The sequence below is a fragment of the Autumnicola tepida genome (assembly GCF_031846485.1).
Lineage (GTDB): Bacteria > Bacteroidota > Bacteroidia > Flavobacteriales > Flavobacteriaceae > Autumnicola > Autumnicola tepida.
Genome location: NZ_JAVRHQ010000006.1, coordinates 144,203 through 157,480, shown reverse-complemented (window position 1 = coordinate 157,480; position 13,278 = coordinate 144,203). Strand labels below are relative to the sequence as shown.

The window sequence follows — 13,278 nt, the reverse complement described above, 5'->3', positions numbered from 1 at the left end:
TTAGTTTTCAATTGCTTCAGTTAGTGCTCTTACAATGGTCTTTTTAGCCAGTCCGATTTTAAAATCATTATCTCCGTACCCCGTTGCTCCTTCGATCAGTTTTTCAGCCAGGGATTCGAAGTTTTTTGGACTGGCTGCTTTTCCGTAGAAGTTTTTCTCCACTTCCGGCTTTCTCCAGGGTTTATGGGCCACTCCTCCAAGAGCAACGCGAATATCTTTTATATTTTCTCCCTCAAGTTCTACTGCGGCAGCTACAGAAACGAGCGCAAAGGCGTAAGAAGGCCGATCCCTGACTTTGAGATATGCGTAATTTTCAGCAAAACCTTTTTGCGGCAGTTCAATACCGGTAATTAATTCTCCTTCCTTTAAATTGGTTTCTATTTGCGGATTGTCTCCCGGCAAACGATGAAACTCCAGAATTGGAATAGCGCGCTCTCCCTCTTTCCCGGTAACTTTTACTATTGCATCCAGAGCGGCCAGTGCCACCGCCATATCTGAAGGATGAGTGGCAATACAATGCTCGCTTTCCCCTAAAATAGCATGAATACGGTTAAAGCCTTCCAGGGCCGAGCAACCGCTTCCCGGTTCCCTTTTGTTGCAGGGCATGGAAGTATCATAAAAATAATAACAGCGGGTACGCTGTAAAAGGTTACCGCCATTGGTGGCCATATTGCGCAATTGCGCGGAAGCGGCAGACAGCATGGCTTTGGAAAGAAGAGGATATTTCTTCTCAACTTCCTCATGATATGCGGTATCGGCATTGGTGACGGTAGCCCCGAGAAGCATTCCACCCTCTTCTGTAGTTTCTATTTTAGAAAGGTCCAGCTCATTTATATCAATAAGATGATCTGGATTTTCAACACGGTATTTCATAAGGTCCAGCAAATTGGTACCTCCTCCAATATATCTTACTTTTTCTTCCTGGTCAGTTGCGTTTTCTACCGCAGCATCAATATTCTTTGCCCGGGTAAAAGAAATATTATTCATAGTTCACATTTTTAAATTGAAGGAGTACCTTCGGTTCCTTTTTCTTTCATTTCTTCCACCACTTTATAAATATTGGCATACGCACCACACCGGCATATGTTGCCGCTCATGAGGTCCCGTATTTCTTCCGGGCTGTTGCCTTTTTTCATATTCAGCATTCCTACCGTAGAACAAATTTGCCCCGGGGTACAATAGCCGCACTGGAAAGCGTCATGTTCAATAAAAGCCTCCTGTACCGGGTGAAGATTTTCACCATTAGAAAGGCCTTCTATAGTAGTAATTTCCTTATCGGTTTGCATCGCCGCCAGGGTAAGGCAGGAATTGATGTGTTTGCCGTTTACCAGGACGGTACAGGCCCCGCACTGGCCATGATCACAACCCTTTTTTGTGCCGGTTAACTGCAGGTGTTCACGAAGTGCATCAAGAAGCGTTGTCCAGGCTGATATTTGAAGTTCCACCTTTCTCCCGTTTATATTAAGTTCTACGGAAGTGGTTTCAGGATGTTTGGATAATTCCATTTTTTGCTGGTTTGATTAGTTTTGAAAAAAATCATCCTTATATTTTCGATGATTTCTAATCTGAATTTAAGAATTATTCCTGCTTTTACTTGACAATAGAAGCACCTTAATATTTTTTTATGATTCGTGGAAATGAAATAGCATTTAGCCTGAATTGTAAAAAAATAGCCTAATCTTTCTTTTTTTCTTTGCTCACTTTTTTTACCAGCTCCTCCTTGTCCATCTTTGAGCGGCCGCTGATATCTTCCTTCTTCGCCATATCATAAAGCTCTCCTTTATTTTTTTCGCGAAGCCCTTCCTTTTCACCGGAATACTGCTTTTCGCTGCCCTTATTTCCTTTTCCTTTTACATGCTCCAGCACTTTTTCTTTCGAAAGTTTCTTGCTCTCCCTAATGAGCTTTTTTTGTTTATCACTTTTTGTAGGCAAGCCTTCGGGCAAAATAAGTTCGCGGAATTGATCCCCATCTTCCATAAACAAATGCCTCATATCCTGGAATTCCGGATCGTCCTGAAAATCGGCATAATAATATTTGCCTTGGGAAAGGCTGGACTGCTTTTTATGATCTGCATCTGAAAGCACGATCACATCTCCTTTTTGTCCTTCCACCAGGGCATAAAAATCTTTATCGTCCAGGTTTAGAAGATGGTTCCCATGAGTGGTCCTGAATAATTCATGTTTTCCCTCCTTAATCAATTTCCCTCTCATATCGATTGTTTTAAAAATTTAAAATGAAATAAATGGGGAGATTTCCGGTTTTTCCGACACATAATTAATTTAGGAAATTTGCAGAAGCAGGAAAAGTATTATCTGAAACTTTAACAACAATCACTGGAACAGGAAAGACTTTTACTTTTGGCGTTTTCAAAAGCTTCCTTTCCTTCTTTCCAGGCATACCACGCAATACCAATACTTCCTAAAGCATCTATATATGGAATTTGCCAAATTTCATATATCAGGCTTGAAGCCAGCAAGATAAAAGAGAGATAAAAACAGGTTTTGGTACATTTCGCATCTGAAATTATTGGTTTGCTGTCCAGTTTTTTCCCGACTTTCATTTTTTCAGCATAAAGAAAATACATGGTCAAAATGGAAATTCCCGCTACAATAATTCCGGCCATTGTAGTCTCAGGTTCAGATTGATTAAAAATAGAAATACCCGCCCCAACTATAAGCCCGGCTGTAAGAATATACAGAGCAGTACCCGTAATTCTAAGGGCGGTAATTTCGAACTTATCCCTTTCGTTTATGCTGTTGCGTTTCATCCTGTATATCATGTGCGCGATTCCCACTCCGGAAAGCACTTCTACAAAACTATCCAGTCCAAACCCAAAAAGCGCCAGCGTCTCGTCGCTGGCGCCAAAAAAGGTAGAAACTATTCCTTCTATGGTATTGTAGGCAATGGTAATTACGCTTAAAATCATGGCGTAATGCAGGCCTTTCTGAACTTTTTCTTTATCCTGGTTTTCCATTTTTGAAGATTTAATGATGATGCCCGCCTTCTCTTTTTTGCATTTCGGCCATGAGATAATAGGCATTATTGAAGGCAAATTTCAACCCGGCTTCAGGTTTGGATACAAAACTCACCTCTACCCATTCATTGTCCCGCGTGCCGGTAATAACCTCCACAGGCTTAAAACTCCATGCTTCCCCTTCTTCTTCCGCAGAAAAAACGTAAGACCGGCCTCCGTTAGTCGCAATAGCGTCCTCAGGCATGGCCATGGTGCCGTTATCTTCAACCGCAATCCTGCCCCGCACATACATGCCCGGGATCAGGTTTTTTGGCTTGTCTTCAATCTCGGCATGTATATGTAAGGCTTTAGGGTCTTCTTCAAAAGTTTTGCCAATGGAAAGAATTTTAGCCTGCAGCTCGGTTCCCGGCAAAGATTCTACCGTAAAATTTACCTGCTGCCCCTCCTCTACCAGGGCAACGTCCCTTTCAAAAACCATCAAATCTGCATGCACATGCTCTGTATTTACAATTTCGAACAAATTTTGCTGAGCCTGCACATACTGCCCCGTTTTTATGTTCACTTTTTGCACAGCTCCCGCAATTGGGCTTTTTAAAGGCACCCGCTGCGCCAAATTCCCGTTTAAAATAGCCTGCGGATTCAAATTTAATAAAGATAGCTGAGCTTTAAGGCCCTGTAAATTACCTTTGGCGTTTCGGTAGGCAGCTTCAGCTTTTTGAAAACCTTCTCCAGACCCCACACCTGCTTCATACAATTTTTGCTGGCGGTTATATTCCTTCTCCTGGAATTCCTTCTCGTTCGCCATATTCAAAAACCTTGTCTGAATTTCCACAATATCGGGATGAGAAATGTAGGCTAACACCTGGCCTTTTTTCACATTATCTCCCTCAATCACCTCTATGGAAGCAATGTTTGCCCCCAGAGAAGTTGTTACAGTGGCCTCGCTTTGCGGCGGAACTTCCAGATGGCCGTTTGCCTCTACAAATCCGCTCATGGAACGTGTAGCCAGGGTGTCAATTTTAATATCCAGCGCATCAAACTGCTGCTGGGAAATCATTACCTCGGTACTTTTTGCGGAAGCTTTCTCTGCTCCTGCTCCTGGATTTTCTGAAACAGCAGCTTCTTTTTCATTAGTACCGGTTTCATCTCCACAGGAAATCATTAAAAATCCGGTTAGAAAAATAAATATATATTTTGAATAAAATTTCATCTTGATTTATTTAGAATTAAGGAAATACTGAAGTTCTGCCACGGCCAGCTGATAATTTTTAAATGTTTTTAGGGCATTTAATTCAGTTTGCAGGGCATTGTCCATATTTTGAATAAAGGCAACATATTCTATTGCGCCCTCTTTAAAAGCCAGTAACGAACCCTGTAACTGTTCTTCATTTAAAGGCAGTGCTTCATCCTGGTAAAATTGCCAGGATTCCTCCCATTTTTTATAATTCTGAAAAGCACTGGACAATTGAGATTTAAATTTTCGCTGCTGAAAGTCAGCAGTCTGGGAAGCGATTTTCTTTTCGATTTTTGCCGTTTTTACATCTGCATAAGCCTCTCCCGATAAAACCGGAATGGAAATTCCCGCCTGATAACTGTAAAATCCAGAAGCTCCATTTACTTCCTGAAGGCCATACCTAAGGTTGAATTTTGGCAGAAAATTAGATTTAGTAAGACTAAATTCCGCTTCTGCTAAATCAATTTTCTGGCGAGCGGTGGCAAGTTCAGGGTGATCTGAAAATTCTTCAGCAGAAATTTTCTGCGGAATCAGGGAACCAATTGTATAACCTTCAGCAACAGTAAATTTCCTTTCATCACCTATCCACAGGTTTAGTTGCTGCAAAACAGAAAGATAATCATGGTAAGCCTGCTGTTTCTGAACAACTATTTCTGCGGCTTTGTTCTTCGCCGTTAGCATTTCCAGTCGGGAAATAGCTTCCACTTCATATCGCAAATCTACAGCTTCAGAAAAACGCTGATAAACAGAATCCAGCCGATTTAGAACATCGAATTTTCGGCGGGCAAAATAAGCCCTGCTCCATATTTCACGCACGGCCTGCGCTACCTTCAATTGAGAAAGATCAAAAGATTTCTCGGCAAAAGATACTTTTTCCTTCTGAAGTTTACGCCCGGGCAAAATTCCGAAAATATCTATATCCTGCTGCTGAATTCCTATTTTGGTATAAATCCCTCGCTCTTCATCCAGTTCTTCCCCACCTGTGAAAACCTGGGTTTCCCCAAAATCCCAGGCCGAAATTTTTTCAGCTTTGGCCTGTTCTATTTCCAGCAGCCTACTCTTCAGTAAAGGATAATTTTTTAAGGCCATCTCCACCGCCTGCTGCTGATTTATCTCAGGTAAATCATTTAATTCCTGAGACTTTGCCTTTATCGGGTTCAGAAAAAACAATGCAAGAAGGACAGTGGCCGGCACAAACTTTTTATTCAGCTTAAATTTACCTTCCCGCTCCTCGGTCCATTTGTACAAGATTGGCAGGATAAACAATGTAAGCAAGGTTGAAGTAATTAAACCTCCAATAACGACCGTGGCCAGTGGCCGTTGCACCTCGGCCCCTGCAGAGCCTGAAACCGCCATTGGTAAAAATCCCAGCACATCAGTTAAAGCAGTAAGCAATATTGGCCTTATTCTTCGTTTTGTGCCTTCTGTTAAACGCTGACTTAAACTGTTGACTCCCTCTTCCTTCAGCTCATTTAACCCGCTAATCAATACGAGTCCGTTTAAAACAGCAACCCCAAAAAGCACTATAAAACCCACTCCTGCCGAAATACTAAAGGGCATATCCCGCAGCCACAACGCATATACTCCGCCAATGGCTGCCAGCGGGATGGCCATATAGATCATGGTGGTTTGTTTGAAAGATTTCAAGGCGAAAAAGATGAGTATGAAAATGAGCAGCAAAGCAATGGGCACCACAATTTGCAGTCGTTTGCTCGCCCTTTCAAAATTCTCAAAAGCACCGCCATACCTAATATAATATCCCGGCGGTAATTGCAATTCCTCATCCATTTTCTGTTGAATATCGCTAACAACAGATTTTACATCGCGGTTCCTTATGTTCACTCCCACATACGTCCTACGGTTGGTATTGTCCCTGCTAATCTGCATCGGGCCGGGCTGATAGGAAATCTGCGCCACTTCCCTTAGCGGTACCTGAGTCCCGGAAGGCAGCGTGACATATAAATTCCTGATATTTTCAATATTTGTACGCTCACTTTCCGCCAGACGAACCACCAGGTCAAAACGTTTTTCCCCTTCAAAAATCACCCCGGCCTTACCTCCTGCAAAAGCAGATTGAATAAGCGAGTTGAGCGTACTCACCTGCAAGCCGTACTGCGCGAGTTTGGAGCGGTTGTAATTAACGGTAATTTGTGGTAGCCCGGCGGTAGCTTCCACCTTAAGATCGGCCACTCCATCTATCTTTCTTATAATCTTACCCATTTCACTGGCCTTAGAAGCCAGCACCTGCAGGTCTTCCCCATAAAGTTTCACCGCCACATCTTCGCGCACCCCGGTTAAAAGTTCATTAAAACGCATTTCCACCGGCTGGGTAAACTCGTAGCTAACTCCCGGAATAACACCAATGGTCTTCTTTATTTTGGCAATAAGTTCATCTTTTGTTTCTGCGGAAGTCCACTCCGATTTTGGCTTCAGAATAATAAAACTGTCACCAATATCCATCGGCATAGGATCTGTGGGAACATCTGAAACACCAAACCGGCTTACCACCTGTTCGATTTCCGGAAACTCATTCAGCAGTAATTTTTCAATTTTAGTTGAAGTGGCTATACCTTCAGACAGCGAACTTCCCGGCTTCAGAATAATATGAAATGCGATATCCCCTTCATCCAGCTGCGGAATAAATTCTCCCCCCATTCTTGTGAATAAGAAAACAGCCACAGCGAAAAGTACCACCGCAGATCCAAGAACAATTTTGGCTCTTTTAAGAGAAGTTTTTAAAAGCGGTTCATATTTTCTTTGGGTCCAGCCAATAATTTTGTCTCCCCAGGATTCCTTTTGCTTCGGGGATTCCTTCAGAAATAGAGAAGAAATCATGGGCACATAGGTAAGGCATAAAATCATTGCACCTATCATGGCAAAAATAAAAGTAAGCGCCATGGGCCTGAACATTTTGCCCTCCACACCTTCCAGGGCGAGAATGGGAAGAAAAACAATAAGGATAATAAGCTGGCCGAAAAATGCCGAATTCATCATCTTTTTTGCTGAAGAAGATGCAATCTCATCATGCTCTTTCTTACCAATTTTCCTGTTTTTTAAGATCCGCTGATGAAGCAGAAATACGGTGCTTTCCACAATAATCACCGCACCGTCTACAATAATCCCAAAATCGATGGCTCCAAGGCTCATCAGGTTGGCCCAAACATCAAAAATATTCATCAGGATAAAAGCGAACAAAAGGGATAAAGGAATTGTAGAAGCCACAATTAGGCCTCCGCGCCAGTTCCCCAGCAGCAGTACCAGCACGAAAATTACAATAAGCCCGCCTTCCAAAAGATTTCCGGTTACGGTAGAAGTGGTTTCACTTATGAGTTCACTACGGTCCAGAAATGGTTTTATAGAAACTCCTTCCGGCAAGGACTTCTGGATTTGCACAATCCGGTTCTTTACATTGTCAATCACTTCATTGGAATTGGCACCTTTTAACATCATCACCATGCCACCAACAGTTTCGCCTTCGCCATTTTTAGTAAGTGCTCCGTATCGCACTGCGCTACCAATTTTCACATCGGCAACATCTTGAATGGTAACAGGAATGCCATCAGAATTTTTTACCACGATTTTCTCCAGGTCTTCCACACTACGGGCCAGGCCTTCCCCCCGAATAAAGTTTGCCTGATGGTCCTTTTCAATATAAGCACCGCCGGTATTGGCATTATTAAGTTCCAGGGCATTAAAAACATCAGAAATACTCAGCCCGATAGCACGCAATTCTTCGGGATTTACAGCAACTTCAAATTGTTTTATCCTGCCACCTACACCGTTTACTTCCACTACTCCTGGTACCATTGCCATTTGCCGGCGTACAATCCAGTCCTGAATCGTCCTGAGTTCAGTAGGAGAATATTCATCTTTATATTCCTCTTCAACTTCAAGAGTATACTGGTATATTTCGCCCAGGCCGGTAGAAATTGGCCCCATGGAAGGTTTACCAAAACCTTCGGGAATTTCTTCTTTTACGGCGTTCAGCTTTTACGGCGTTCAGCTTTTCAGCTACGAGCTGGCGCGGCAAATAAGTACCCAGCTCATCATCAAAAACAATGGTAACGACAGAAAGTCCAAATCTGGAGACAGAACGAATTTCACTTACCCCGGGAAGGTTGCTCATGGCCACTTCTACGGGATAGGTAACAAATTGCTCAATATCTTCGGTTCCCAAATTGGGAGCCTGGGTAATCACCTGCACCTGATTATTGGTGATATCGGGCTGTGCATCTACCGGAACTTTTATCATGCTCCAGATACCCGCACCAATAAGTACGCAGGTAAGCAACCCAATAATAAATTTATTATTGATTGAAAAATCAATGATCTTGTTAATCATAGAATTCAGAATTTAATTCAGTTTATAAAATTGGCCGGAAAGGCCTTCATGCCGGGATATAATTATCCCTGTAAAACTGAATTAAACCCGCGGTGGCTGGAAATGAGTATCGGGAATTTCGTCACCCGAATTAACAGCGTTTGCAATAACAAGAGTTGAAATATGCTGCTCAATTAGCGGCGATTCTGAAGTTTGAAAATTTACCACATGAACGTGACAGCAATGACACTGGCAAAAAGGCGAACAGAAATCTGCCTTCATACCATGGGAATGCCCTGTATTTAACGCTGAAACGGTTTCCTGAAGATCATTAGTGAATTGTGAAATATCATCACCACAGGGAACTGCGTTTAGCCCCAGGAAATAAAAAGATAATATGGCGGCAATAATTTTCACACTGCAAATATAAAAAAGCCCGGCTACTTTTAAACCTTTCAGTTAAAAAAGACAGTTCCCGGCACATAAATGAGGAGAGAGGAAAAACGTTAGAATTATCTTCGGAAAAAATAAAATTCCGCCGATTTAATTTTAACTTTGAAGCAAATGCACGGGGTGCCGTAAAAAGCTGAGAAATACCCGAAAACCTGACATGGATAATGCCAACGTAGGGATGCAGTGTTAAAATATTTCCGTTTTAAGCTCCATTCTACCTGGCAAATTCAGGTTGCAGAATGGAGTTTTTTTTATAAAAAATTTAAAATGGAAATAGAGAAAAAGGATTTTCAGTTGCTGCCGAGGACGCAACAGAACTGGCAGGAAAGGCCGGAATGGTTCTTTAACCGCGAGCATACCGATACCTACGAGCAATGGTATGAAGGAAGATACAAAAGAGCTGAAGTATGGCAGAAAAAGGTAATGGAACAACTGGTTTCCAAAGACAGCAGGGTTAAAACCCTTCTTGAATTTGGATGCGGCACCACCCGTTTTACCAGGTGGTGGAAGGAAATAGGAATTGAAGCTACCGGTGGGGATATTTCTCCGCTAATGCTCTCCCAGGCCATCAATTTGTTTGACGGCGACCTTGTGATGGCAGATTCCCATAATATGCCTTTTAAGGACAATACTTTCGATTCCCTGGCATTTATTACCACTTTTGAATATTATAAAGACCCGGTAAAGGTAATTCGGGAAGCTGCGAGAGTGGGAAAATACGGAATTGCCATGGGAATGATGAACAGGAATTCTCCCAAGGTTGCCCGCAGGAGAATCCAGGAAATATTTGGTAAAAACCCATTCTACCTTACCGCGACTTTCTATACTCCCAAGAAATTAACTGCCATAATTAATGAAGCTTTAAAAGGCAGGAAATATACTATAGAATGGTCCTGTACCGGCCTGCCAAAATGGTTTCCCGTACAGCAATGGAATAAGCCTTATGGGGATTTCTTCGGATTATATGTGCAATTTAAAGATGTTGACTAATGAGCAAAGAACTGGGAAAAATAGAGAATGATGTTTTTGAAGAGGTGATTTTCCATAATTGCGGATTTCCACGGAAGGAAGTAAGCGTTGGCCCCGGCTTCGGCGTGGACGTTTCTTTGGTAGATTTACCCAATGGCCTGGCAATGGCGGCAACAAGTGATCCGCTTTCCCTGATACCTTCTCTGGGATTGGAAGAATCGGCATGGCTTTCGGTGCATCTGATGGCTAATGATATGGCCACAACAGGGTTTGCACCCATGTACGCCCAGTTTGTATTGAACCTTCCGGGAAATTTTCCGCAGGAAGATTTTAAAATTTACTGGGAGTACATCCACAAATTTTGCAAAGACATTGGAACGGCTATAACCGGCGGGCATACGGGCTTTATCGAAGGCCAGAATTCCACCATCGCCGGCGGCGGCACTTTTACCACCATAGCTCCAAAAAAGGATATTTTGGTATCAAAAAATGCCGCGCCCGGGGACGTGATCCTGGTAACAAAAACCTGCGCAATTTCTTCGTCTTCCATTCTTGGGATGAGTTTCCCGGAAACGGTAAAAAATAAACTCGGCAAAGAAGTTTTTGAAGAAAGCTGCAAGATGTTCTATGAGACCTCTTCTTTAAAAGATGCACTGACCGCAGCAGGGAAAGATGAAAAGCACAAAGATGTTACCGCCATGCACGATGTAACCGAAGGTGGCGTTTTGGGAGCAATTTATGAACTCACCAAAGCCTGTGGCCACGGCGCCAGAATCGAAAACGACCTGCTTCCCATAGGCCATACCCAGAAGGAGATTTGCAGGTTATTTTCTATAGATCCCAGGTTTAGCATTGGTGCTGGCTCCATGATTATCACCTGTAAAAAAGGGACAGAAAATGAGGTTATCGACAGGCTTAAGAAGGAAAATATCGCCTGCACCGCCGTTGGCGAAATCACTGAAAAAGAAGATGGAATTAAGCTGATTGAAGATGGCGAAACCCGGGATTTACCATATTTTGAACAGGATCCTTACTGGGCGGCATTTTTTAAAGCTTATAATGAAAAATGGAAATGATGGAAAAGACGAAACAAAAAAGGCAAATATCAGGAGGCGTTTACCTGGTAATTGACCCGTCTATGAAAGAAGAGTTATTAATCCTGAAGCTGGAGCAAATTCTAAAGGAGAAAATAGCAGCCGTACAAATCTGGGACAATTTTTCATCTTCGGAAGAAGAGCAGGTAAAACTTGTAGATCATATTTCTGAAATTTGTCATGAAAAAGATGTTCCTGTTTTTTTGAATAACAAATGGAAACTTCTGAAAAAGACCAAAGCTGATGGAGTTCATTTTGACGAAATTCCGGAAGATTTTGAATATATCAGGAAAAATTCAAAAGAAAATGCGCTTTTCGGCTTAACCTGTAACAATGATATCTCTGTTATAAACCAGGCAGAAGGGCATCACCTGGATTATATTTCCTTCTGCTCTGTATTCCCCTCTCAAACCAGCAACAATTGTGAACTGGTAAGCTTTGATGCTATAAAAAAAGCAAGGAAAATTACGGGGATGCCTATTTTTCTTGCGGGAGGAATTCAGCATTCTAATGTTACAGAATTAAAAGACCTAAGTTTTGACGGCATAGCTGTGGTTTCAGGAATAATGAGTGCTGAAGATCCCGGCAGCGCCACCAGAAATTATATAAACGAAATAAAAAAGCTGAAAAAATGAAATTAGCAACCATAGATAAATTATGCTGCCCTTTTGACAAAGAGGAAATAGCGCTAACCAGCATCTCCAAAGATCTGGAAGAAAATGTAATTGAAGGTTTCCTTACCTGTAAAAAATGCAGGAGGATCTATCCCATAATAAAAGGAATTCCAATTATGAACCCCGATGAATACCGGGAGTTCAAGCTGGAACAGCCTATACTTGAAAAATGGCAAAAACACATGCCGGGTAAAAAAATTGAAAATTTCAGACTGGTGGAGGATGAAAGTTTAAAAATAAAAGAATAAAAAGTGGAAAGTGCTGAGGTTTTTTAAGCAATGTTCATTTTAAAATATGTTTCAAAACAGAAATAGATAGTTAGGAACAGTTGGTTTCACCCTTCCGTCTTAATCAGCCTTAGCTGATTTAGACACCTTCCCTTAAAAAAAGGGAAGGAACTGTTCCAAAATAATTTCGTAAAACACCTTTTTTAGCTCCCCTCCTTAAAAAAGGAGGGTGGCCGAAGAACGGGGTGGTTTTTCTTTAAAGTTGAAAGTTTCAAGTGGAAAAGTTAAAAAGTGTCCCTGCGATATCAGCGTATTTGCGGGAGAAAAATAAAGAGTAAAATTTCCCAAAAAAAGTATATTTATATTATTCCTTTTTAGCTTTAATCCTTTCCCGATAGCAGGCGTACCGAAGCATTAAGAATGAAATAATACACACACTATTTCTGCTCTTTTCTTCTATTTAAATATTCATGATCTGTTATATCAAGGATCATTGGGGTAATACTGGTTTTGCCATTTCTTATGGCCCAGCGATCTGTACCTTCTTCCACATTTTCAATTTGCACCACGGTAAACCAGTAATGCTGCCGGCCCATGGGATCTTTATTGGCAATCACCTTCCCATCGTAATGCCTAACCGACTGGTTGGTCCAGACTATTTCCCCTTCAGGAGAACGCGGGAAGTTGATGTTAAGCAGTTTGCGTTCCTCTTCATGAACCACTTCTTTCAGGGCTTCAGAAACAAAGGGTTCCAAAGCCTCAAAATCGGGCTCCTCTTCCCCTACCGAAACGCTAAGGGCAATTCCGCGGATATCAAAAAGCACAGCCTGCCGGGCCGCAGAAAGCGTTCCTGAATGCCAGGCAGAATTTCCCAAATTTGAACCTATATTAATCCCGGAAAGAACCAGGTCTATATCTTCAAACAAATGGGTTCCCAGGGCCACACAATCGGCGGGCGTTCCACTTACGCGGTAGGCTTCTATTCCCTCAAAATGAATGGGCGATTTTTTGTAAGTTATAGGCTTTCCCGAAGTTATGGCCTGCCCCATGGAAGATTGTTCCACATCGGGGGCCATTACAATAACTTCCCCATATTCTGCCGCTACTCTTGCGAGGCAGGCGAGCCCCGGGCTGTAAATTCCGTCGTCGTTGGTTATCAGTATCCTCATAATTTCAGTTTTGGTTGAATTCTCTTTGCATTAAATTACGAAATTCAGTTTTTCCAAAAGCCTTCAATTTCCAAAAGCCCTAAAATTTATAGTTCCTCTAACAACAGTCTAACAATTCTTCTTAAAGCATGTTTCCTCATGCTGCCTTAAAATCATAAGATA

Annotated in this window: 11 protein-coding genes, 1 pseudogene and 1 riboswitch; of the genes and pseudogenes, 4 read left to right on the top strand and 8 right to left on the bottom strand. The window is 42.1% G+C overall.

The features are described from left to right. From RM553_RS07430 to RM553_RS07400, 7 genes and pseudogenes are all read right to left on the bottom strand, one after another. On the bottom strand, positions 1–987 hold the full coding sequence (locus tag RM553_RS07430) for an FAD binding domain-containing protein (RefSeq protein ID WP_311534290.1): 987 nt from the start codon (positions 985–987) through the stop codon (positions 1–3). Between the two features lie 11 nt (positions 988–998). Then, complete coding sequence (locus RM553_RS07425) at positions 999–1,505, bottom strand: (2Fe-2S)-binding protein (protein ID WP_311534289.1); 507 nt, start codon at positions 1,503–1,505, stop codon at positions 999–1,001. Between the two features lie 169 nt (positions 1,506–1,674). Next, positions 1,675–2,211 carry a hypothetical protein gene (locus RM553_RS07420; RefSeq protein ID WP_311534288.1) on the bottom strand — a complete coding sequence of 179 codons (537 nt, stop codon included), beginning with the start codon at positions 2,209–2,211 and terminating at the stop codon, positions 1,675–1,677. A 110-nt stretch (positions 2,212–2,321) separates the two neighbouring features. Then, positions 2,322–2,975 carry a cation efflux transmembrane domain-containing protein gene (locus tag RM553_RS07415; RefSeq protein ID WP_311534287.1) on the bottom strand — a complete coding sequence of 218 codons (654 nt, stop codon included), beginning with the start codon at positions 2,973–2,975 and terminating at the stop codon, positions 2,322–2,324. A 10-nt stretch (positions 2,976–2,985) separates the two neighbouring features. After that, positions 2,986–4,185 (bottom strand): efflux RND transporter periplasmic adaptor subunit, encoded by a 1,200-nt coding sequence (locus RM553_RS07410; protein WP_311534286.1) that lies wholly within the window; start codon positions 4,183–4,185, stop codon positions 2,986–2,988. A 6-nt stretch (positions 4,186–4,191) separates the two neighbouring features. Then, positions 4,192–8,551, bottom strand: a pseudogene (locus RM553_RS07405) (CusA/CzcA family heavy metal efflux RND transporter). Positions 8,552–8,632: 81 nt separating this feature from the next. Next, positions 8,633–8,947 (bottom strand): DUF6660 family protein, encoded by a 315-nt coding sequence (locus tag RM553_RS07400; protein ID WP_311534285.1) that lies wholly within the window; start codon positions 8,945–8,947, stop codon positions 8,633–8,635. A gap of 142 nt (positions 8,948–9,089) precedes the next feature. Continuing rightward, a riboswitch (TPP riboswitch) is annotated at positions 9,090–9,179 on the top strand. Between the two features lie 71 nt (positions 9,180–9,250). On the opposite strand from RM553_RS07400, the gene RM553_RS07395 reads away from it, so the two are divergent. Genes RM553_RS07395 through RM553_RS07380 form a run of 4 tightly spaced genes read left to right on the top strand, consistent with a single transcriptional unit; the run spans position 9,251 to position 11,968 of the window. Continuing rightward, complete coding sequence (locus RM553_RS07395) at positions 9,251–9,973, top strand: class I SAM-dependent methyltransferase (protein ID WP_311534284.1); 723 nt, start codon at positions 9,251–9,253, stop codon at positions 9,971–9,973. Next, on the top strand, positions 9,973–11,028 hold the full coding sequence (locus tag RM553_RS07390) for an AIR synthase family protein (RefSeq protein ID WP_311534283.1): 1,056 nt from the start codon (positions 9,973–9,975) through the stop codon (positions 11,026–11,028). Before RM553_RS07395 ends, RM553_RS07390 begins: the two co-directional genes overlap by 1 nt. Next, positions 11,028–11,681, top strand: coding sequence for a thiamine phosphate synthase (locus tag RM553_RS07385; protein ID WP_311534282.1), 654 nt, complete (start codon positions 11,028–11,030; stop codon positions 11,679–11,681). Before RM553_RS07390 ends, RM553_RS07385 begins: the two co-directional genes overlap by 1 nt. Further along, positions 11,678–11,968 (top strand): Trm112 family protein, encoded by a 291-nt coding sequence (locus RM553_RS07380; protein ID WP_311534281.1) that lies wholly within the window; start codon positions 11,678–11,680, stop codon positions 11,966–11,968. Before RM553_RS07385 ends, RM553_RS07380 begins: the two co-directional genes overlap by 4 nt. 416 nt (positions 11,969–12,384) lie before the next feature. Here RM553_RS07380 and surE read toward each other — a convergent pair whose 3' ends face one another. Then, positions 12,385–13,116, bottom strand: coding sequence for a 5'/3'-nucleotidase SurE (surE, locus tag RM553_RS07375; RefSeq protein ID WP_311534280.1), 732 nt, complete (start codon positions 13,114–13,116; stop codon positions 12,385–12,387). Between the last annotated feature and the right edge of the window lie 162 nt (positions 13,117–13,278).